This window comes from Mesorhizobium sp. CNPSo 4661 (genome assembly GCF_057784215.1).
The window spans coordinates 73,520-93,338 of sequence record NZ_JBWGIO010000003.1 but is presented as its reverse complement, the minus strand read 5'-3'; the positions used below and the strand labels follow the sequence as shown (position 1 = coordinate 93,338).

Below are 19,819 nucleotides of genomic sequence, written 5' to 3'. Positions count from 1 at the left end.
CCGCCACAAACGGCCCGCGCGACTGGAAGGTCGCGCCGGCCGTCTCAGTTCCGGAAGGATCAGGACTTCAGCCAGACTTTTTCGAAATGCTGCTCGAGCGCCTGGTGCTGTTCGCAGCCCTGCACGCCCTTGCGATAGGTGCGGTAGACCGAGCGCCAATAGGGTTGGATGATGATGCCGGAGTCGCGCAGGTTCTGTTCGATCTTGGCCATGATCTCCTTGCGCGCCGCCGCGTCCGGGGTCGCCAGCGCCTTGTCGAGAAGCTCGTCGAACTCCTTGCTCGCATAGGCGCTTTCGTTCCACGCCGCGCCCGACTTGTAGGCGAGTGCCAGCACCTGGACACCGAGCGGACGTCCCAGCCACTCGGTGCAGGAATAGGGGAACTTGGCCCAGTCGTTCCAGAAGGTCGCGGCCGGCAGAACGGTGCGCTTGATCTTGAGGCCAGCCTCGCGGATTTGAGCGGCGATCGCGTCGGCGGTGCTCTTTTGCCATTCGACGTCGACAGAGATCAGCTCATATTCATGGTCGGCCTTGCCGGCTTCCGAGATTAGCTTCTTGGCCTGGTCGACATCGCGTTTGGCAGGGCCGATATCGGCGAATTCGGGATGCATCGGGCCGACATGGTGGTTGTCGGCCGGCTTTCCGCGGCCGTCGATGCCGAGCTTCAGCACCGCCGCATTGTCGACGGCGAGCTGGGCGGCCCGGCGCACCTTGACGTCGTCATAGGGCGCATTGCCGACGTTGAAGCGCGCGACGATGGTCGAGCCGGTGGCGATTTCCGAATTCTGCAGGCCCATCTTGTCCGTCTGCGAGACTGCGTCCGACGCGGTCTCGTGGTCGGTGTCGATCTCGCCGGATTCGAAGGCCGACAGCGTGGCGTTGGGATCCGAGCCGTAGTCGACCCATTTGATGCCGTCGAGATGGAACTCGCCCTTCCACCAGGGCTTGTCCTTGCGCTTCACCTCGGCGCCCGTCTCGGCGTCCCAGCTCACCAGCTCGCAAGGGCCGGTGGTGATGGCCAGGGCCTTCTTCGGGTCGGCATCACCCTCATAGGAGCGGTGCATGATCAGTGCCGGATAGTCGGCCATGCCGGCGATCAGCGAAATGTCGGGCTTCGACAGGTTGAGCTTGACGGTGTAGTCGTCGACCTTCTGGATGCCGCCGTCGACAGGTTTCTTGGTGTCGGCGTTGACCAGCGCGCCCATGCGCGCCGCGACCGAATTGCCGGCGACCGAGGCATCGCACCAGCGGTTGAGGTTGTGGATCACGTCGTCGGCATTGAAAATGTCGCCGTTCGACCAGGTGATGCCCTTGCGCACGTGAAGCGTGATCGTCTTGGCGTCGTCGCTGGTCTCCCAGCTTTCCAGCAGCCAGGGTTCGAAGGAAAAGTCGGTTTTCCAGCGCACGAGATATTCGTTGCACTGGCGCGCGACATTCGACATCTCGACGCCGTCAAAGGTGCGCGGATCCTTGAAACCCTTGACGTTCATCGCGACGCGGAGCACGCCGCCCTTTTTCGGCTCGGCGGCACGGGCAGGCGAGGGAGCGATCCCGCCCAGCGCCATCGCGCCGGCGGCGCTGACGCCGAAGCCGGCCATCAAAGCCAGATATTCGCGCCGGCTGATCGCGCCGGTCTTGAAATCGGCGGCGATCGGCTTGGCCTGCGGGTGCAGTTTTCTGTCGGTCAGCATGAATTTCATCGTCGTTCCCTCTGTTGTTGGCGCATGTTGCCCGCGCGGCGGTCTGTTGGGGCAACGAGTTGCACGAAGCCAACGGTCGCCCCGAGATCGCGAGGCGGGGGCGGATGCGACCGCCAGGGCGCCGTTGCCTGCGAGGGAATGATAGGTCCGCTTCCCGCGGCGAAATGGTTGGATTTCCGCAGTTCTTGTGCGCTGTTCCGCAAGGCGTTGATACAGCTGATCTCCCCCTTGTGAGAGTTGAGGAGCGATCCGCGTAGCGGACGCAAAGCCAATTGCTTGGCTTTGCGTCCGCTACGCGGACCGCTCCTCAACCCCCACGCGGAGGGAGATCAGCGCGTCACCGCCGGCACCCAGCTTGCCGATGTCGCCGATAATTCTGGCAAACGCCTCCGCCGCCCTTGGCACCGTTGCACGCGCCCGCAGAAAACTGTGCACCAGCCGCTTCTCTTCGCGCCACAAGGCCTGTCCGCCAGATGCAACAATCCGGTCGCGATAGGCTTCGCCGTCCGAGGAGAGCGGATCGCATTCGGCAGTGACGATGATCGTCGGCGGCAGGCCGGAGAAATCCCGGTCTTTGAGCGGCGAGAAGGTCGGGTCGTCCTGTGGCTGCCCGGGTGCGGAACGGACGCGCCGATAGAAGTCGATGTCGGCGAGCGTCAGCAGCGGCGCTTCGGCATGCTCGATGTAAAAGCGCCCGCTCTCGTCGCCGCCCAGCCCGGGATAGATCAGCATCTGCCCAATGGCGGGCCGCATATGACGCTGCGTCGCCTGCGCCACCGCGGCGGCGAGATTGCCGCCGGCGCTTTCGCCGCAAAGGACGATCGGCAGCGTGCTGGTCGCGGCGACCCACTCGAACACGGCAAAAGCATCGTCGAAGGCGGCTGGATGCAGATGCTCCGGCGCCAGCCGGTAGTCGGCCGAGACCACCTCGAAACCGGTGCCGGCGCAGATCTCGGCGCAGATGTCGTCATGGCTGTCGAGGTCGCCGAGCACAAAGCCGCCGCCGTGATAGTACACGACAACCGCTGCCGCCGCCTTATCCGCAAGGCGGTACCGCCGGACCGGGATCGCATGCGCCGCCGTGGCGACGAGGCGGTCGCTGGTCGTCACGCCTTCGGGATGACCCTGATGGAACGCCACGCACATCTTGTCGTACACCGCGCGCTGCTCGGCGATCGGCGCGGCCACGATCTCCGGCGGGTACCAGCTGTCGACCTTGTCGATATAGTCCCACAGCTCCGGGTCGAGCCGATCGGCATATTTGCCGCGGCTCGTCGAATTGCTTGGGTTGCTGACCACTGTCGTCAGAGCTCGGCGTAAAGCCGCGCCGCGTTCTCGAAAGTGAAACGCAGCGGCACCGACCCTTCGACCTGCCAGACGCTCACCGTGTCGCCGGCCATCAGCCGGCAGGCGTCGAGCGTGTTGGCGACGGCGCCGCCATAGAGCCGGTTGGCGAGATTGAGGATACCGGTCTGGTGCATGGCGGTGCTTGCGCTGCCGCAGGCGTCCTTGACCAGCAGCACGCGAAAGCCGCGCGCCACCGCGTCCTTCACCGTGGCGTCGATGCAGGCCTCGGTCCACACGCCGGCGATGACCAGCCACTCGATGCCGGCTGCCTTGAGCTTGTCGCCAAAATCGTTCCTGCCGAAGGCGCTAGCTTCCTGCTTGACCAGCATGGCTTCGCCGTTTTGCGGCGCCACTTCATGGCAGATCGCCGTCAGCGGATCGTCCTTGTCGGAAAAGGCCGACTTGCCGCTCTCGTCGACGGGATGGAATGGCCGCGCCTCGGCGAGATCGACGATATAGGCCCAGTGGTGGAGCGGCACGAAATTGCGCCGCGCCGCCTCCTGCAGGCGCTGGACGTTGGCGAGGATGTCGGCAAACCCCTCGACCAGATAGCGCTTGTCCTTGCGATGCTCCTCCTGGAGATCGATGAACACCGCGGCCACCGTGCCGCGTCGGATGGAAATGGGGGTTTTCATGCGGATGCCCGAACTTCGTCATTCCAGGGCGAAGCAGCCGCGTAGCGGCGTCGCGAAGACCCTGGATTCCATGCCGTTACCTTGGTTGTCGATCGCTGCCTAACAGAATTCCGCACCGTGGCGAAGCGGAGACGGAACGGCATGGATTCCAGGGTCTGCGCCGCGTCGCTTCGCTCCTTGCTCCGCCCTGGAATGACGACGGCAGGTACGCCACGGCTAGTCTCGAAGCCTTGCGGTATTGCGCACCGGCTGGCAGTGGACGCCGACATCACTTCGCTCATTCCAAAAACTCATCCTCATACGGGAAGCGCGAGAGCAGCTCCGTGCCGGTCTCGGTGATCAGGATCTCGTCCTCGAGCTTGACGCCCTCGCGGCCGCCTTTCTCGCCGATATAGCTTTCGACGCTGACCACCATTCCGGGCACGATGATGCCGTCGCGACCATAGGTCTCGTAGTCCATCGAATGCGCGATGAAGGGCGTCTCGCCATGCATGCCGACGCCGTGCATGACCGAAGTGTAGCGCTGGTCGACGAAACGGTCCGGGATCTTCCACGCCTTTTCGGCGATCTCCCTGAAGGCCATGCCGGGCTTCACGATGCCGATATTGTGCTGCACCTGGTCGTGCGCCATGCGGTAGAGCGACTTCTGGTAGGGCGTCGGTCTGCCCGGGCCGCAGCGGAAGGTGCGCGAGAAGTCGGAATAGTAGCCGTAGCAACCGATCGTGTCGGTATCGAGCGCGACAAGCTCGCCCGGCCTGATCTTGCGGCCGCTCGCCTCGTTGAACCACGGATTGGTGCGCTGCCCCGAGGTGAGCAGCCGGGTCTCGATGAACTCGCCGCCTTGGCGGATGACCTCGCCATACATGATGGCGAACAGCTCGTTTTCGGAAACGCCGGGCTTGATCGCCTCGCGCACGGCCGCCACCGCAGCCTCGGCGCCGGCCATCGAGGCCTGCAGGCACTTCACTTCCTCCGGCGTCTTCACGGCCCGCACGGCCAGGATCTCGCCCTGGCAGTCCTTGACCTCGCAGCCGCGCTTTTCCAGCGCCAGCGCCTGCAGATGGCTGCAGCGATCGAGGCCGAGCTTCATCGAGCCACCGCCATGCTTCTTGAGCAACTCGGCGATCTCGTCGGCGAAGGGCCCGGCCGTCTCGTCGTCGCGACCGGAGACGGACGACCAGACGAGCTTGGAAGGCCGCGCCTCGTCGATCGTGTCGAGCACCATCGAGACATGGTAGCTCTGCGGATATTCGAACAGCACGACCGGCCCTTCGGTCGGGACGAAGAAGTATCGCGTCGAGTTGCGCAGGAAATAGCCGAACATGTTGCGCGAGCCGGTGGCATAGCGCTGGTTGTAGGGATCGAACAGCACGACGCCGCCATAGCCCGCCTCGCGCATCCAGGCGCGCAGCTTGGCCAGCCGCCCCTTGCGGAGCGCGTCCGCGTCGATGAAGGACGGCTCGGTGTCGGACAGCCACATGCCGCCGGCCGGATCGGCCGCGACCGGATGGCGCATGCGGTCCTTGAAGTCCACATCCTCGGTGCTGTCGGGGTCGAAAACGACGATGCTCATGCGGGGCCTCCTGTTGCGGAGACCATAGCCGGATGGCGTTTGGAGCTTGTGCGGCATTCCGCAGATGTTGTGCTGAGTGCCGCAGAGATGTCGGCGGGACAGCACCCCTCTCTGTCCTGCCGGACATCTCCCCCGCAAGGGGGGAGATTGGATGTCGCCGTCACTTTCGCCAATGGCCGACGTTGCAGGAACAGTGCCGTCGGCGGAACTGCTGATCTCCCCCCTTGCGGGGGAGTTGGCCGGCAGGCCAGAGGGGGGGTGTGAAGGAACTCGGCGTGGTAGGAAGAACGCGTGCCTAATGCCTTCGCACCGCCTTCGGCGCGTGCCCATGCTCTTCCCGAAACGCTCTCGCAAAGCTCGACATCGAAGCAAACCCGCAGGCCAGGGCCACGTCGCGCACCATCAGCGTCGAATGCGCCAACAAATCGGCCGCCCGCTTCAGCCTGAGCCGCCGGTAGTAACCGTTGGGCGAGACGTCCAATTCAGCCCGGAAATTGCGCTCGAGCTTGTCCGACGACACGCCCAGCCGCTCGGCCAGCTCGGCCATGCCAAGCCTTTCCTCCACCGCGTCCTCCATGATGGCGATGGCCGACAGCACCAGTTCGTTCTGCACGCCGGTGCGCAGCCTGAGCGGCATCAGCTTGCGGTCGACGCTGGAGCGCAAGGGAGAGTGCACGAACCACTCCGCGACGCCCGCCGCGATCTCGGCGCCACAGTCGCGCGTGATGATTTCCAGCATCATGTCGAGGCTGCCGACGCCGCCGGCGGAGGTGAAGCGCTTGCGGTCGATGACGAAGAGATCGCGCCGAAGCTCGATATCCGGAAAAGCCTCGGTGAAGGCGGCCTGGCTGGTCCAGTGCAAGGTGCAGGCATGGCCGTCGAGCAGGCCGGCGCGGGCGAGGAAGAAGGCGGCGTCGGCGACAGCGCCGATATGCGCGCCGCCGCGCAGGCTTTTGCGAATCCAGCTCATCGCCTCGTCGGCCACGACATGGTCGGCGTCGCCGCCCGAGCAGACCACTATGCGGTCGACCTTCGGCGCGTCCGCCGCGGAAAAGCCCGGCTGGATGACGACGCCGTTGGAGGCTTCGACCGTGCCACGGTCGGCGCCGACGATCACCCAGCGGTAGCAGTCGCGCCTGGCAAGCACGTTGGCGGCGCGCAGCGGCTCGATGACGGACGAAAACGCCATCATCGGAAAGCCGGGAAAGACCAGCACGGCGAAGGTGAGGGGCGCTCCGCCCGCCTCCTGTTTTGGCTGGTTGCGTGAACTCATGGCTGACGACCGTAGCGCGGCAGCACGATATCGGCGGTGAGCGGCGCGAGCTCCATGCCGTTTGCCAGATCCGGGTTCAGCCAGATCATCTCCTCGATCTCGGCCGCCGGGACCGGCTCGCCGGTGATGGAGAGCTCGAACAGCTCGGCCTCGACGCGGGCATCCGGCTCATTGACGGCAGGCGCCGAGAAGGAGCCGAGATGGAAGGCCGCGGCCGGATCGACGGCCACGCCCAGCTCCTCGCGTAATTCGCGGGCAAGGGCGGCGGCCGGCAACTCGCCCGGCTCGATCTTGCCGCCGGCCTGCATGAAGGCGCTGGTGCCGCGCTTGCGCACCAGAAGCAGCCTGCCGCCGTGGTCGCGGATGACAGCGGCGGCGATATGGATCGTCCTGGCCCTCGCTGTTCTGGAGTGGCTGGTGGTCACGATAGGCAGTTTCCCGGCGGCGTTTTGGTGGCAGAGAGGCCGGACTGTATCGGGCGCCTCAATGTTCTTGCAACGGAGAAACGACCAGGATGTGTCTGTGGCTGCCGCAACACTTGTGCGATTTCCTTGATTTGTACGCCGATGCGACGTACATATATACACAAAGGAGCAGGAGCATGGAAACTTTCCATGATGAAATTCCAGAGATCGAGGAGCGCAGCAGCGAGCGGATGAACTTCCGCACAAAACCGCGCATCAAGAAAGCGATTCAGCAAGCCGCGGCTCTTGCCGGTGTCGATGACTCGGTTTTCACGATGAATGCCGCATACAGGGCCGCCATGGAAACGATAGAGGCTCATGAGCGCACCGCTCTGCGGCCTGTTGATCGTGCTGCCTTCTTTGCGGCCCTCGACAATCCCCCGCAGCCGACGGATCGGCTACGGGCGTCGTTTGCCCGCTATACCAAAACCGTCATTTCCAAGTGACGCGACAGCCTGAAGTCGCCAACATCATAGAGCCGTTCGATCCCGAAAAGCATGATCGAACGGCTTTTTCCTGTGGCGTGGATCAGGTCGACAATTTCTTCAAAAGGACAGCCAACAAGCTATCCAAAGCCGACAATCTTCGTGTCCTCGTGATGCTCGGTTCAGCTGAAGACCTGATCGGCTTTTACGCCATCAATTCGCACTCGGTGGATTATAGCGAATTGCCGCACAAATATGGGAGAACCCGGCCAGGGCATGGGAGCATCCCTGCGGCCTATCTGTCGATGATGGGCGTCGATCTGCGATACACGGGCAAAGGATATGGCGGCGATCTTTTGCTTGACGCGCTGGCACGCATAGCGAGGGTTGCCGACCAAATCGGTATTGCTGTTGTCATGCTGGATGTGCTGGATTGCGGCGACCCGGCCAAGGTAGCGCGCAGGAAAAAGCTCTATGTCGATCATGGTTTCAGCGCATTGCCATCCAACGAATTACGACTGTTCCTGCCCATCAAAACCGTTCAGGAACTGATGAGCCACAACCAGTAAGCCTCGCGGCTGGCTTGCAACGGAGAGATCAAGCGATGTTTGCGGCAACGGCAATCGACACGAGCAATAAGCCGGCCTTCTACAAGGAGTTGGCCACGCAATTGAAAGCACTGCTGGAAGGCGAGGGCGATTCCGTCGCCAACGCCGCCAACACGGCGGCGCTGATCTACCAGATGGTGCCCGACCTCAACTGGGCCGGCTTCTATTTCCTCGCCTCCGAGGACGAACTGGTGCTCGGGCCTTTCCAGGGCAAGCCCGCCTGCGTTCGCATCGCCGTCGGCAAGGGCGTCTGCGGCAAGGCCATCGAGCTCGACATGTCGATGCTGGTCAAGGACGTCAACGAATTTCCTGGCCACATCGCGTGCGATGCCGATTCGCGTTCCGAGCTGGTCGTGCTTTTGCGCGATGCCGAAGGCGCCTTCGGCGTGCTCGACCTCGACAGCCCGCTGCCCGGGCGCTTCGACAAGGAAGACCTGGCCGGCATCGAGAAGTTGGCCGCGATCTATGTCGCGGCGTGTGAGTTAGAGGACGATGACGAGGACTAAGAGGTAAGGCGACCCTACCTCGATCTCAGGCGAACCGCACCAGCACCAGGCTGAAGCCGGCGATGAAGATGAAGGCCAAGAAGGCCAGCATCAGCGGCCGCAGGCCACGCGAGCGCAGTTGGGAAATGTCGGCCTGAAGGCCCATGGCGGCGAGCCCCATGGTCAGCATCACCTGAGCGGCCAGGGCGATTGCGGCATGGAGCTGGGCCGGAATCGCGACCAGGCTGTTCAGCGCCACGACCGCGACGAAAGCAGCCACGAACCAGGGCATCGGCGGCTTGGCGCCGGATGCGTCGGTGTTGCCACGGCGCGCCATCAGGCCGAGCGCGATCACCATCGGCGCCAGCATGGCGACACGCGTCAGCTTGGCGACGGTCGCTGTCTCGCCGGCAAGCGTGCCGTTCTGGAAGCCGGCGCCGATCACTTGCGCCACCTCATGGATCGAGGCGCCGGCCCAGAGACCGAAGGCGTGCTGGTCGAGGCCGAATACCGGCGCCAGAAGCGGGAAGCCGAGCATGGCGACGGTGCCGAACAGCGTGATGGCGGCAACCGCGTAGGTGACATCCTCGTCGCGCGCATCGGTGACGATGTTGGTGGCGACGATCGCCGAGGCGCCGCAGATCGAGGTGCCGGCGGCGATGAGCTGCGCGAGCTTGCGGTCGACGCCGATCAGCCGTCCGAGCGTGACGGTGAAGAGGAAGGTGGCGCCGAGCGTGGCCGCGACGATGCCGACGCCGCCAAACCCGATGCCCGCCACCTGGCCGAGCGTCAGCTGGAAGCCGAGCAGCACGATGGCGAAGCGCAGCAGGCGCTTTTGCGAAAAGGCGATGCCGGCCTTGGCGTGGGCGGGCACGCCGAGCACGTTGGAATAGACCATGCCGGCGACGACGGCGAGGATCATCGGGCTGAACAGCGTGAGGCCGGAGAAGCCGCGCGCCGAATAAGCGACGCTGGTGATCATCGCCACCAGCACCAGTCCCGGCACGACGCCGGTTGAGATCGAGGTCAGGGCGGGGCGATTGTGCCCGGCTTTGGCCGAATTCAGGCTGTTTGGAAGATCGTTCGCGGTGGCGGGCAGGAAAGACAATTGAATTCTCCAGACACTTTCGCCGCCGAAATGCCATTCCAGAACCAATCTTTCCAACGAATTATTCGAGTTATAATGATCGATTTTTACGAACGATGCGCTAGCGGTTCGCCAGACGAGGCGATACGCCCGCCGCTCGGCGCTGCCGGCTTGACAGCCGCTCGGCTCCCGGTCCAACTTCCGGCCATGACCGCCTTTTTCGCAAATCCGCAGCGACGCCGCCGTTCGAAGGAGCGGCAAGCTGATTGCGTGAAGACAAAGGCCGGCTAGCAAGTCACCCCGGTTCTTTCATCCCAGCCCCGCCCATCGCAACGATCGGCGGGTTTTTTGCATTTGGAGTGTCTGAATGAGCGTCGTTTCTTCCCTGGAGTTTCGGCCGGCCGAACCGGCGGATGCCGCGGCCATCAAGGCTGTCGTGCGCGAAGCCTATGCCAAATGGGTGCCGGTGATCGGCCGCGAACCCTTGCCGATGCGCGTCGATTACGACAAGGCCGTCCGCGAGCATCGATTCGAGCTCGCCATCGAGAACGGCCGCATCATCGGCCTGATCGAAACGATGGCGCATGAGGATCATATCTGGATCGAGAATGTGGCCGTGGCTCCCGCGGCGCAGGGCAGGGGTATCGGGCGCAAGCTGCTCGACAGCGCCGAGCGCGCGGCGCTTGAAGCTGGCTTTCGCGAACTTCGCCTGCTGACCAATAGCGCCTTCGAGGCCAATGTGTCGCTGTACAAAAGGCACGGCTATGCGGTCGACCGTGAGGAGCCGTTCATGAACGGCACGACGGTCTATATGAGCAAGAGCCTCCCGTGACCGCGCCAACCAAGGACGGAGTTCGACGAATGGCTGCCCGTATCCGACTGAAGCAACTTCCCGGTCCTTATGCGATTTCACGTCTTGAAGCTGGAGAAACTATTCCTGACTGGGCGGACGGAGCAGGCTTCGTCAGCATCAGCAGGACGCAGGACGAACTGTCGATCGTCTGTTTGCAGGAGCGTGTCCCGGCTGCCGTCAGGCAGGACAACGACTGGATTGCTTTCAAATTCGAAGGCCCCTTTGCCTTCGGCGAAACCGGCATCGTGCTGTCGGTCGTCAGGCCGCTGTCGGACAATGGCCTGGGCGTCTTTGTCGTCTCCACCTTCGACGGCGACCACCTGTTGGTGAAGGCCGCGGACGGGGGCGCGGCGATACGCTTGCTGGGGGAGGCAGGGCATAGGCTGCTCTAGTCGAGAATGTGGCGGCGACACCAGCTCTGGCGCAATGCCCGACGCGCTGGCTCAAGCACTTCTCGCTTGCGTTTGACAGAGCACATGCCGCATCGTTATTTCTGGCGATATACGACGACCGCCTCACCACAATCGAGCAAAGCGGCCCGCAGGGAGCGAAACGATGCCACACAATCTGCAATTCTATATCGACGGCGCGTGGGTCGATCCCGTGGTGCCGAACACGCTCGACGTCATCGACCCTTCGAACGAGGACGCTTTCGCGCAGATTTCGCTCGGCTCCAAGGCGGATGTCGACAAGGCGGTGGCCGCCGCCAAGCGCGCTTTCAACACGTTCGGCTTCACCTCGGTCGAGGAGCGGCTCGATATCCTCAACCGCGTCATCGAAATCTATAAGAAGCGCAGCAAGGACCTGGCGCTCGCCGTCTCGCGCGAGATGGGCGCGCCGCGCCAGATGGCGCTGGACAGCCAGGTCGGCGTTGGCCAGGCGCATCTGGAAAAGATGGCCGAGGTGCTGAAGATCTTCCAGTTCCGCCATGTCAAAGGCTCCTCGCTCATCGTCAAGGAGCCGATCGGCGTCGTCGGCCTGATCACGCCCTGGAACTGGCCGCTGAACCAGATCACCTGCAAGGTCGGCCCGGCGCTTGCCGCCGGTTGCACCATGGTGCTCAAGCCGTCCGAGATTGCGCCGCTCGACGCCATCATCTTCGCCGAGATCATCGACGAGGCCGGCGTGCCGAAGGGCGTCTTCAACCTCGTCAATGGCGACGGCCCGGGCGTCGGCCAGGCGCTGGCCGGCCATCCCGATGTCGACATGATGTCCTTCACCGGATCGACCCGCGCCGGCATCCTGGTCGCCAAGGCGGCGGCCGACACGGTCAAGCGCGTGCATCAGGAGCTCGGCGGCAAGTCGGCCAACATCCTGTTCCCCGATGTCGATCTCGAGCGGGCCGTTACAAAGGGGGTCGCCGGCTGCTTCGGCAACAGCGGCCAGTCCTGCAACGCGCCGACCCGCATGTTCGTGCCGCGCGACCGGCATGACGAGGCGGCCGGCTATGCCAAGAAGGCGGCGGAGAAATTCACCGTCGGCCCTGCCGACGCGCCGGCGTCCAAGCTCGGCCCTGTGGTCAGCCAGATCCAGTTCGACAAGATCCAGGACCTGATCCAGAGCGGCATCGACGAGGGCGCCACGCTGGTCGCCGGCGGCCCCGGCCGGCCGGCCGAGCTCAATCGCGGCTACTACGTCCGCCCGACCGTCTTCGCCAATGTCACGCACGACATGCGCATCGCCAGGGAAGAGATCTTCGGGCCGGTGCTGTCGATCATGCCGTACGACACGGTGGAGCAGGCGGTCGAGCAGGCCAACGACACGGTCTACGGCCTGGCCTCCTACATCCAGGCCAGGGATATCGAGAAGGCGCGCGCCGTGGCGGCACGCATGCGTTCCGGCAATGTCTACATCAACTACCCGACCTGGGACGCCGGCCTGCCCTTCGGCGGCTACAAGCAATCCGGCAATGGCCGCGAATACGCCGAATACGGCCTGGAGGATTTCCTCGAGATCAAGGGCATCGCCGGCTACGAGGCTGCGGAGTAAGCGCCCGGAGACCAGGCCTCCGAAGAGCTTGGGAAGGGCACGGTCTCGGCCGCGCCTTTTCATTTGGGCCGAGAGCCGCACTCGAAATTAAGATCCATCCAATGGCTTGCGACCGCGCCGCTTGGGCTGCGGTAGCAACGGCTCTTCAGAGCGTATTCTTCACCGGACAAATCACTTGTATAGCGCTCACGCACAATATTATATCGTTTCCGATCGGCTTCCGTTCCAGGGCATGTCCTCCCTCACCGCTATTGGCCAGCTGTCGCAAAAACTGCCATGATTGAGCTTTCAGCATGGGTTTAGACCGCAAACCGCAGGTACGCCGGACGACGCCGCCGTCGGAAAGTATCGTTGCGAACTGGTACGAGAACGCCAGTTCACTCGATAGCTACAGCATTGACTTGAGCGCATCGGAACAGTCGAGCATGCGCGAGTTGGCGACGCGGACGCTCGTCAATCCACCCGCGTGGCAAAAGGCGTTGATCGCGCTGCGCGACGCCATGGTTACGCCCTTTGGCATCAAAACCTCCGATACGGTCAGGTCGTCCCAGGACAGCCGTGAACGGGTGGACTTCTTCCCGGTGCACTGGGAAGGCAAGGACGAAATTGTGCTCGGCACGGATGACCGACACCTGGACTTCCGGCTATCTCTGCTCCGACGCCATTCTCCAACGGGTACGTTGCTCATCGCGACAACCGTTGTGCATACCCACAATGCCTTGGGCTTCACCTATCTCAACGCAATCAGGCCTTTTCATCACCTCGTGGTCAGGGCCAACCTGGCACGCTGCGCACAAACGCACATGCAGTAGAGCTGCAGGAACCTCGAATTTTAAACGATAAAATACGGCAGGGGCGCTCCCAACTGCCGGCGATGCGGGCTGCATCCTTTCGAGACGTCAGCGGGAGATTGCCCCCCTCTATTCCGGTCAATCCGGCGCCGTCTGGTGATCAGGGCCATCCCACTCGCTGGGACGAATAGCATCGCTTCGAACAGAAAGAAGCCCCGCCGGCGAGATGCCTGCGGGGCTTTTTTCAGCGGACGTGCCGATCAGCGACGATCGCCGCGGCTGTCATGGTGGCCGCCGTTGTTCGCGGCACCCAGGCACATGCCATAGTAATCGTCGTGGTTGCTGCACGAATTGACGGTCGTCTGCTGAGCATAAGCCGAACCGGCCAGGCCGGAGACAGCAACAACGGCGAGAATTGCATTGCGAACGATCTTGGACATTTCGTTTTTTCCTTCGTTTGAATTCCGGTCGTGCCGGTCGGTAGCGGTTTTCCCGCAGTTGGGTTTCGGTTTGATGGCGCATGAGCGCGAGTTTGTTTCGAAATGGCAACTTGTCATACGGCAGCAGGCCGAGTTGGCCGACGCCTCGCAAGCCGTGATGGGCTCGTTTGCATGCAAATGTTTCAGCGGCGGCCGGTTCTCGTTACGGGCCTCGTGCTTGCGTGCAATGCGCCGGAAACGGTGGCCGATCATTTAAATCGCCATGGTGAAGGCGGCGGGGATTGTCTCCGCGAGAGCCATGGCGAACCAGGGATGAAGTCTATGTCGATCATGAAGACGTTGAGCCGCATGGGCGCGGCCTTGAAATATGCGCAGGATGCCCGCAAGACCGAGCGCATGCTGAACGGCCTGACGCACGAAATTCAGATGGATATTGGCTGGCCGGTGATGCCAACAACCAAACACTTGTCGTCGAACATTTGGGGAGGCTTGAGATAAGGTTTGCCTGAAAATCCGAGCTGTGCCGGTTAATGGCAGTCATTCCTCGCGAGTCGCGGGCACGTCAGCGCCGCGTCTCGACGTCGCCTAAGATTGAGAAGACAATCACAAAAGTAAGCTTGGCTGGGGAACCTGGATTCGAACCAGGACTAACGGAGTCAGAGTCCGTGGGTCTACCGTTAACCTATTCCCCAGCAGGCGCGGCTGGTACCGCGCGAAGCGGGCGGCTCATGTGCCGCGAGCGCTGCCTTGTAGCCGCCATCCGAAAATAGTCAAGCCCGCAACTGAGATCAACCGCAGCCTTTTTGCCGGTGACTTCCTTCGGGCGCTCGCAAGGCCTCAACTCTCTCCGCGGCTGTATTGCGAATGCTCGAAATAGAGCACCACGCCAAGGCCGATCAGCAGGGGAATGATGAGATAGAACAGGCGGAACACCAGGAGTGCGGCGAGCACGCCGACCGGGTCCATGTCCGAAAGCCCGGTGAGGAAGACGACTTCGAACACGCCAAGCGCGCCAGGCGCATGCGAGAGGAGCCCGATCGAGAACGACACCATGAACACGCCGAGCACCGCGAAATAGCCGGGATTGCCGGCCCCGGGCAGGACAAAATAGATGATCGCGGCGGCCCCCAGCAGTTCGACCGGGCCGACCAGCAATTGCCGCGCGACGATCGGCAGCGCCGGGTAGTGCATCTGGAAGGAGCCGATCTTCAGCGGTCTCAGCCGTAGCCAGCTGCCGAAGGTGTAGGCGCCGACGAGAATGAGCATGGCGAACCCGGCGGCGAAGGTCGCGCCATGATGCGGCGCGCCCGTGAAACGATCGACGATCTGGGGTTCCAGCAACAGAATGACGCCGCCGAGGAAAACGCTGGAGAGGATGAATGTGAACCAGCAGATGGCCACCAGCACGCCGATTTCCTGGCCAGTCAGCCCCCGCGTGGCATAGGCACGGTAACGGATGACCGCGCCGGAAAACACGGAGCCGCCGATATTGTGCGACACCGCGTAGGTGGTGAAGGAGCACAGCGTGACGAACAGCCACGATACTTTCTTGCCGAGATGCAGCAGCGCGATGTGGTCGTAGCCGGCGAGCGAGGCGTAGGCGACAACCGAGCTCAGCGCCGCGAGCACCCAGCCGCGCGGCGGGATGGCGGCGATGCCGGCCCAGACATCGTCGAGTGAAATGCCGCGCAGTTCATGAATGAGCAGCCACAGCGAGAACGCGACGGCCGCGATCCCTACGACCGGCCAGAAATAGCGCCTCCAATTCATGGCGTCGTCATCATGCGTTGCAGCTCATTGATTTGATGTGCCCAAGCCCTTCGAACCCTCATTTGAGACATGCCTGATTGAAGCCGGCTATTCAACCGGCAAGACGTTGCCCCAACGTGACGCTGGCAAATGTGACGTCAGCGAAATTCGGCCTCGCGCTCTTGGTGATTGCGAAGGGCACTGCTACTCTGTCGCCAACTTGAAACAAATCGAGGTGCCTGCTGCGTCCGTTCCCGGTTCGCGCGGCGCCGGAAGGAACTGAAGTGGAAGACCACGATACCGGCGCGGGCGCGTCGGCAGTGGGCATGTCCGGGGCATCGCCGACGCAGTCGGCAGGCTCGCAGCCGGCGCGATTCAGCCGCCACGCGGGTGCGCACCAAAGACATGCCGACCCCAGACATGCCAACCAGAGGCAGACTGGCGCGAGCCTGGCCGACCAGCAGGGCGATCCGCCGAAAGGCAAGACGCGCAAGCGCCGCAAGCGCCGGCGCGGTCGCAAGGTGTTTGCGCGCGACGACAACGGCGCCCCGCCGCCTGCCGCGCCCGCCGCCATTCCCGCAAGCCAGGCTCAGAGCGCGCCGTCGCAGGTCGAGCCAAGGCCGCCCCAGTCCCCGCCACGTCCGCCGCAGCAGGAATTGCCGGTTTTCGCCGCGCTCGACCTTGGCACCAACAATTGCCGGCTGCTGGTCGCGGTGCCCGGCCGCCACGGCCAGTTCCGTGTCATCGACGCTTTCTCGCGCATCGTCAGGCTGGGCGAGGGGCTCACGGCCAGCGGCCGCCTGAGCCAGGCCGCGATGGACCGCGCCGTCGAGGCGCTGAAGATCTGCGGCGACAAGCTGCGCAACCGCAAGATCAGGAAAGCCAGGCTGATCGCCACCGAAGCCTGCCGTTCGGCCGCCAACGGCGTCGAGTTCCTGGATCGTGTCGAGCGCGAGGCCGGGCTGAAGCTCGAGATCATCGACCGCCAGACCGAGGCCCGCCTTGCCGTTTCCGGCTGCGGCTCGCTTGTCGAGCGCGACACGCAGGGCGTGGTGCTGTTCGACATTGGCGGCGGCTCGTCGGAAATTGCCTTGATCGACCTGACCGGACGGCGCTCTCCTCGGCTCGCCAACCACATCGTGTCGTGGACCTCGCTGCCTGTCGGCGTGGTGTCGCTCGCCGAGCGCTTCGGTGGACGCACGGTCACGCGCGAGACCTTTGCCGCCATGGTCGACGACGTGGCCGCGCGGCTGAAGGTCTTCGACGGCCGAGACAGGCTCGCGCATGTGCTGGCCAGTCCAAACTTCCATCTGCTCGGCACCTCCGGCACGGTGACGACGCTGGCCGGCGTGCATCTCGATCTCGAGCGATACGACCGCCGCCGCGTCGACGGGCTCTGGATGGACCGCGACAGCGTCGATCGCATGATCGAGCGGCTGATCGGCTGGGATTTCCAGCAGCGTTGCGCCAACCCCTGCATCGGCGCCGACCGCGCCGATCTCGTGCTCGCCGGCTGCGCCATCCTGGAAGCGATCCGGGGCGTCTGGCCGTCCGAGCGGCTGCGCGTCGCCGATCGCGGCTTGCGCGAGGGTATCCTGAGCGAGCTGATGGCCGATGACGGCGTCTGGCGTGGCGGCCGACCATGAGCAAGAAACCTGAAAAGCCGGGTTCGGGAAGCATTCGCGTGCTGAAGACCCGGATCAAGAAGAAGAGCGGTCTGAAGGAATCCTCGCGTCGCTGGCTCGAGCGCCACATGAACGATCCTTATGTGCAGCGCTCCAAGGCAGACGGGTATCGCTCCCGCGCCGCCTACAAGCTGATCGAGATCGACGACAAGCATCACTTGTTGAAGCCCGGCATGAAAGTGATCGACCTGGGTGCTGCCCCTGGCGGCTGGTGCCAGGTGGCGGCCGCGCGGACGAAGTCGACGGCGGAGAATCCGCATGTCGTCGGTATCGACTATCTCGAAATGGACGCGGTTCCGGGCGCGGTCATCCTGCAGATGGATTTCCTCGAACCCGATGCGCCGCAAAAACTTGCCGAGGCGCTGGGCGGCCAGCCGGATGTGGTGTTGTCCGATATGGCGGCGCCCACGACCGGGCACCGCCGCACCGACCATTTGCGCACCATGCATCTGTGCGAAGTCGCGGCCGATTTTGCGCTGCACGTCCTGAGGCCGGGCGGGCATTTCCTCGCCAAGACTTTTCAGGGCGGCGCCGAGAACGAGCTTTTGTCGCTGCTGAAGCAGAATTTCCGCTCGGTCCATCACGTCAAGCCGCCGGCCTCGCGGGATGAGTCGGTGGAGCTTTATCTGCTGGCCAAGGAGTTCAAGGGGTAGCGCCTCTCCCTTCTCCCCTTGTGGGAGAAGGTGTCGCCGAAGGCGACGGATGAGGGGTGCTCCAGCGGAGTGAGACGTTGGCTTTCCCTGGAACACCCCTCATCCGTCTCGGCGCTGCGCGCCGATCCATCTTCTCCCACAAGGGGAGAAGGCAAGGGGCTACTTCCCCGCGGTTCCCGCCGTTTCCAGCGTCTTCGGCGTTGTCAGCCGTCCATGCCCGGAAACGGCATTGCCGGCGTCCGGCGCCAGCCGCATGAAGGTGATCGACGCCGCCGCCGAGACGGCCGCCACGATGAAGAAGGCGATGTGGAAATCGCTGAGCGTCAGCGATCCGCCATGGATGGACGTCGACACTTCGAGGATGCCGCCGGCCAGCGCCACGCCGAGCGCGATCGACAATTGCTGGAAGACCGCGGTGATCGGCGTCGCCTTGCTGGTGTCGGCGGGCGTGATCTCGGCATAGGAGAGCGCATTGACGCCGGTGAAGAACATCGAGCGGATGAAGCCGCCGACCAGGAGTATCGCCAGCATCAGCGCATAGGGCGTCTGCGGCGTGAACAGGCCGTAGATGGCGATCGAGGCGGCCGCGACAAGCGAGCCCCAGATCAGCACGCGGCGGAAGCCGGCGAGCCGGAACAGCAGCGCGGTGACGAACTTCATGCCGATGGCGCCGATCGCCGAAACGAAGGTGATCATGCCGGACTGGAAGGGCGTCAGCCCGAAGCCGATCTGGAACATCAGCGGCAAAAGGAACGGCACCGCGCCGATGCCGATGCGAAACAGCGAGCCGCCGAGCACGGAGGATCGGAAAACCTGGTTGCGGAACAGCTCCAGGGCCAGCAGCGGGTTCTTTGCACGGCGGGCATGGAGGAGATAAAGCACGCCGGAGATTACCCCGACAGCCACCGTGATGAAGCCTGCCATCGGCGGCAGGGCGGGCAGGCTGACCACGGAAAGGCCGAAGACGACGCCCGATGCCGCAAGCCCCGAAAGCACGAAGCCGGGGAAATCGAGCGGCGGCGTCCGGGCAGGCTCCGTCTCCGGCAAATAGCGCGTGGCGAGCCACATGCCGACTAGGCCGATCGGCACGTTGATGAGAAAGATCCAGTGCCAGGTGAAATAGGTGGTGATGAAGCCGCCGATCGGCGGACCGACCAGCGGGCCGACCAGCGCCGGCACGGTCAGCCAGGACATCGCCGCGACAAGCTCGTTCTTCGGCGTGGCGCGCACCAGCACCAGACGGCCGACCGGCGTCATCATCGCGCCGCCCATGCCTTGCAGGAAGCGCGACACCACGAAGGCCGGCAACGAATTGGCAAACGCGCAGGCGACCGAGCCGGCGATGAAGACGCCGATCGCGGCGCGAAAGACGTTCTTGGCACCGAACCGGTCCGCCATCCAGCCGCTGATTGGAATGAAGATCGCCAGCGACACCAGATAGGCCGTCAGCGCCAGCTTCAGCGCGATCGGGCTGGTGTGGATGTCGACGGCGATCGCCGGCAGCGACGTCGCGATCACGGTCGAATCCATGTTCTCCATGAAAAGTGCGACCGCCAGGATGAGCGGGATGATGCGGTTCAAGGGAAACGCCCTGAGTTGTCTTCGCGATTCTAGGCCCGGCTTGGGGGCGAACCGGTGCGACCGGGCGGTTATCACGCCTCGGCCGGGATGTCGCATTAAATTGCTGTCACTTTTGCGGGACCGCAACCACTGGTAGGGCAATTTCTCGACGGAATGTGATTGTGCCAGGCTTACTGCCATACTACCGATGCCGCATGGAGTGCTGAGATGGACAACACCGTCCCCATAGCTGACGTTAAACGTAAACTCTCCTTCATCCTGCGTGGAGCCAGTGAAGGACAGAGCTATGTCGTGGTCAGTAATGGGCGGCCTGTGGCGCGGATCATTCCTGCCGACACGCAGGAGTTATTTCCCCACTTGCGCGCAGCGTTGTTGTCCCGGCTCAAGCAACAGCCCGTTGTCGCTGTCGAAAACTGGACGCGCGACGACGCGTATGAGGACTAACGATGAAGGTCTTAGCGCGAAACGAGAACCCGTCGCG

Annotated in this window: 21 protein-coding genes and 1 tRNA gene; 11 read left to right on the top strand and 11 right to left on the bottom strand. The window is 63.6% G+C overall.

The genetic code is table 11. The features are described from left to right. Positions 1-59 precede the first annotated feature (59 nt). From AC0YKC_RS05220 to AC0YKC_RS05195, 6 genes are all read right to left on the bottom strand, one after another. The gene (locus AC0YKC_RS05220) at positions 60-1,700 is read right to left on the bottom strand and encodes an ABC transporter substrate-binding protein (RefSeq protein WP_488510374.1); all 1,641 of its coding nucleotides are present in this window, start codon (positions 1,698-1,700) and stop codon (positions 60-62) included. A 291-nt stretch (positions 1,701-1,991) separates the two neighbouring features. Then, the gene (locus AC0YKC_RS05215; RefSeq protein WP_488510373.1) at positions 1,992-2,999 is read right to left on the bottom strand and encodes an alpha/beta hydrolase; all 1,008 of its coding nucleotides are present in this window, start codon (positions 2,997-2,999) and stop codon (positions 1,992-1,994) included. Positions 3,000-3,004: 5 nt separating this feature from the next. Then, complete coding sequence (locus tag AC0YKC_RS05210; RefSeq protein ID WP_488510372.1) at positions 3,005-3,682, bottom strand: isochorismatase family protein; 678 nt, start codon at positions 3,680-3,682, stop codon at positions 3,005-3,007. Positions 3,683-3,959: 277 nt separating this feature from the next. After that, positions 3,960-5,255 (bottom strand): M24 family metallopeptidase, encoded by a 1,296-nt coding sequence (locus AC0YKC_RS05205; RefSeq protein ID WP_320297339.1) that lies wholly within the window; start codon positions 5,253-5,255, stop codon positions 3,960-3,962. A gap of 295 nt (positions 5,256-5,550) precedes the next feature. Then, a complete protein-coding gene (locus AC0YKC_RS05200) occupies positions 5,551-6,528 on the bottom strand; it encodes a GlxA family transcriptional regulator (protein WP_434722426.1) in 978 nt (325 codons plus the stop codon). Further along, entirely contained in the window at positions 6,525-6,953 is a 429-nt protein-coding gene (locus AC0YKC_RS05195) for an NUDIX hydrolase (RefSeq protein WP_488510371.1), read from the bottom strand. The genes AC0YKC_RS05200 and AC0YKC_RS05195 overlap by 4 nt, the downstream gene beginning before the upstream one ends. 176 nt (positions 6,954-7,129) lie before the next feature. Here AC0YKC_RS05195 and AC0YKC_RS05190 point away from each other — a divergent pair, with 176 nt between their 5' ends. From AC0YKC_RS05190 to AC0YKC_RS05180, 3 genes are read left to right on the top strand one after another with little or no spacing between them, the layout of a single operon-like run. After that, positions 7,130-7,438, top strand: a complete 309-nt coding sequence (locus AC0YKC_RS05190; RefSeq protein ID WP_488510370.1) for a type II toxin-antitoxin system TacA family antitoxin — start codon at positions 7,130-7,132, stop codon at positions 7,436-7,438. After that, positions 7,435-7,986 (top strand): N-acetyltransferase, encoded by a 552-nt coding sequence (locus tag AC0YKC_RS05185; protein ID WP_488510369.1) that lies wholly within the window; start codon positions 7,435-7,437, stop codon positions 7,984-7,986. The genes AC0YKC_RS05190 and AC0YKC_RS05185 overlap by 4 nt, the downstream gene beginning before the upstream one ends. A gap of 35 nt (positions 7,987-8,021) precedes the next feature. Further along, positions 8,022-8,531, top strand: coding sequence for a GAF domain-containing protein (locus AC0YKC_RS05180; protein ID WP_488510368.1), 510 nt, complete (start codon positions 8,022-8,024; stop codon positions 8,529-8,531). A gap of 25 nt (positions 8,532-8,556) precedes the next feature. Here the strand turns inward: AC0YKC_RS05180 and AC0YKC_RS05175 are convergent, their stop codons facing one another. Next, positions 8,557-9,618 carry a YeiH family protein gene (locus AC0YKC_RS05175; protein WP_488510367.1) on the bottom strand — a complete coding sequence of 354 codons (1,062 nt, stop codon included), beginning with the start codon at positions 9,616-9,618 and terminating at the stop codon, positions 8,557-8,559. 346 nt (positions 9,619-9,964) lie between these two features. Here AC0YKC_RS05175 and AC0YKC_RS05170 point away from each other — a divergent pair, with 346 nt between their 5' ends. From AC0YKC_RS05170 to AC0YKC_RS05155, 4 genes are all read left to right on the top strand, one after another. After that, positions 9,965-10,429, top strand: coding sequence for a GNAT family N-acetyltransferase (locus AC0YKC_RS05170; protein ID WP_434722431.1), 465 nt, complete (start codon positions 9,965-9,967; stop codon positions 10,427-10,429). A gap of 29 nt (positions 10,430-10,458) precedes the next feature. After that, positions 10,459-10,842: an ACT domain-containing protein gene (locus AC0YKC_RS05165; protein ID WP_488510366.1), complete on the top strand. Its 384-nt coding sequence runs from the start codon at positions 10,459-10,461 to the stop codon at positions 10,840-10,842. A 163-nt stretch (positions 10,843-11,005) separates the two neighbouring features. Continuing rightward, entirely contained in the window at positions 11,006-12,439 is a 1,434-nt protein-coding gene (locus tag AC0YKC_RS05160; RefSeq protein WP_488510365.1) for an aldehyde dehydrogenase family protein, read from the top strand. 293 nt (positions 12,440-12,732) lie between these two features. Next, positions 12,733-13,251 carry a DUF2867 domain-containing protein gene (locus tag AC0YKC_RS05155; protein WP_488510364.1) on the top strand — a complete coding sequence of 173 codons (519 nt, stop codon included), beginning with the start codon at positions 12,733-12,735 and terminating at the stop codon, positions 13,249-13,251. 239 nt (positions 13,252-13,490) lie between these two features. On the opposite strand, the gene AC0YKC_RS05150 is transcribed toward AC0YKC_RS05155, so the two are convergent. Further along, complete coding sequence (locus AC0YKC_RS05150; RefSeq protein ID WP_488510363.1) at positions 13,491-13,922, bottom strand: hypothetical protein; 432 nt, start codon at positions 13,920-13,922, stop codon at positions 13,491-13,493. A 69-nt stretch (positions 13,923-13,991) separates the two neighbouring features. On the opposite strand from AC0YKC_RS05150, the gene AC0YKC_RS05145 reads away from it, so the two are divergent. Continuing rightward, a complete protein-coding gene (locus AC0YKC_RS05145) occupies positions 13,992-14,168 on the top strand; it encodes a hypothetical protein (RefSeq protein WP_488510362.1) in 177 nt (58 codons plus the stop codon). Positions 14,169-14,288: 120 nt separating this feature from the next. Here AC0YKC_RS05145 and AC0YKC_RS05140 read toward each other — a convergent pair. Together AC0YKC_RS05140 and AC0YKC_RS05135 are read right to left on the bottom strand one after the other, a co-directional pair. Beyond that, a tRNA-Gln gene (locus AC0YKC_RS05140) sits at positions 14,289-14,362 on the bottom strand. Positions 14,363-14,507: 145 nt separating this feature from the next. Then, positions 14,508-15,440: a lysylphosphatidylglycerol synthase transmembrane domain-containing protein gene (locus AC0YKC_RS05135; RefSeq protein WP_488510361.1), complete on the bottom strand. Its 933-nt coding sequence runs from the start codon at positions 15,438-15,440 to the stop codon at positions 14,508-14,510. Positions 15,441-15,703: 263 nt separating this feature from the next. Between AC0YKC_RS05135 and AC0YKC_RS05130 the strand changes: the two genes are divergently transcribed. Beyond that, positions 15,704-17,065: a Ppx/GppA phosphatase family protein gene (locus AC0YKC_RS05130; RefSeq protein ID WP_488510360.1), complete on the top strand. Its 1,362-nt coding sequence runs from the start codon at positions 15,704-15,706 to the stop codon at positions 17,063-17,065. Next, the gene (locus AC0YKC_RS05125; RefSeq protein ID WP_434722462.1) at positions 17,062-17,757 is read left to right on the top strand and encodes an RlmE family RNA methyltransferase; all 696 of its coding nucleotides are present in this window, start codon (positions 17,062-17,064) and stop codon (positions 17,755-17,757) included. The genes AC0YKC_RS05130 and AC0YKC_RS05125 overlap by 4 nt, the downstream gene beginning before the upstream one ends. A gap of 159 nt (positions 17,758-17,916) precedes the next feature. On the opposite strand, the gene AC0YKC_RS05120 is transcribed toward AC0YKC_RS05125, so the two are convergent. Beyond that, a complete protein-coding gene (locus AC0YKC_RS05120) occupies positions 17,917-19,338 on the bottom strand; it encodes an MFS transporter (RefSeq protein WP_488510359.1) in 1,422 nt (473 codons plus the stop codon). A 207-nt stretch (positions 19,339-19,545) separates the two neighbouring features. Here AC0YKC_RS05120 and AC0YKC_RS05115 point away from each other — a divergent pair, with 207 nt between their 5' ends. Beyond that, complete coding sequence (locus tag AC0YKC_RS05115) at positions 19,546-19,782, top strand: type II toxin-antitoxin system Phd/YefM family antitoxin (protein WP_320297322.1); 237 nt, start codon at positions 19,546-19,548, stop codon at positions 19,780-19,782. Positions 19,783-19,819: the final 37 nt, after the last annotated feature.

Bases quoted from the DNA above. Each gene is read 5' to 3' on its own strand.
- AC0YKC_RS05220 (WP_488510374.1), bottom strand. From the start codon at position 1,700: ATGAAATTCATGCTGACCGACAGAAAACTGCACCCGCAGGCCAAGCCG.
- AC0YKC_RS05210 (WP_488510372.1), bottom strand. From the start codon at position 3,682: ATGAAAACCCCCATTTCCATCCGACGCGGCACGGTGGCCGCGGTGTTC.
- AC0YKC_RS05205 (WP_320297339.1), bottom strand. From the start codon at position 5,255: ATGAGCATCGTCGTTTTCGACCCCGACAGCACCGAGGATGTGGACTTC.
- AC0YKC_RS05200 (WP_434722426.1), bottom strand. From the start codon at position 6,528: ATGAGTTCACGCAACCAGCCAAAACAGGAGGCGGGCGGAGCGCCCCTC.
- AC0YKC_RS05190 (WP_488510370.1), top strand. From the start codon at position 7,130: ATGGAAACTTTCCATGATGAAATTCCAGAGATCGAGGAGCGCAGCAGC.
- AC0YKC_RS05180 (WP_488510368.1), top strand. From the start codon at position 8,022: ATGTTTGCGGCAACGGCAATCGACACGAGCAATAAGCCGGCCTTCTAC.
- AC0YKC_RS05170 (WP_434722431.1), top strand. From the start codon at position 9,965: ATGAGCGTCGTTTCTTCCCTGGAGTTTCGGCCGGCCGAACCGGCGGAT.
- AC0YKC_RS05165 (WP_488510366.1), top strand. From the start codon at position 10,459: ATGGCTGCCCGTATCCGACTGAAGCAACTTCCCGGTCCTTATGCGATT.
- AC0YKC_RS05160 (WP_488510365.1), top strand. From the start codon at position 11,006: ATGCCACACAATCTGCAATTCTATATCGACGGCGCGTGGGTCGATCCC.
- AC0YKC_RS05155 (WP_488510364.1), top strand. From the start codon at position 12,733: ATGGGTTTAGACCGCAAACCGCAGGTACGCCGGACGACGCCGCCGTCG.
- AC0YKC_RS05150 (WP_488510363.1), bottom strand. From the start codon at position 13,922: ATGATCGGCCACCGTTTCCGGCGCATTGCACGCAAGCACGAGGCCCGT.
- AC0YKC_RS05145 (WP_488510362.1), top strand. From the start codon at position 13,992: ATGTCGATCATGAAGACGTTGAGCCGCATGGGCGCGGCCTTGAAATAT.
- AC0YKC_RS05135 (WP_488510361.1), bottom strand. From the start codon at position 15,440: ATGAATTGGAGGCGCTATTTCTGGCCGGTCGTAGGGATCGCGGCCGTC.
- AC0YKC_RS05125 (WP_434722462.1), top strand. From the start codon at position 17,062: ATGAGCAAGAAACCTGAAAAGCCGGGTTCGGGAAGCATTCGCGTGCTG.
- AC0YKC_RS05115 (WP_320297322.1), top strand. From the start codon at position 19,546: ATGGACAACACCGTCCCCATAGCTGACGTTAAACGTAAACTCTCCTTC.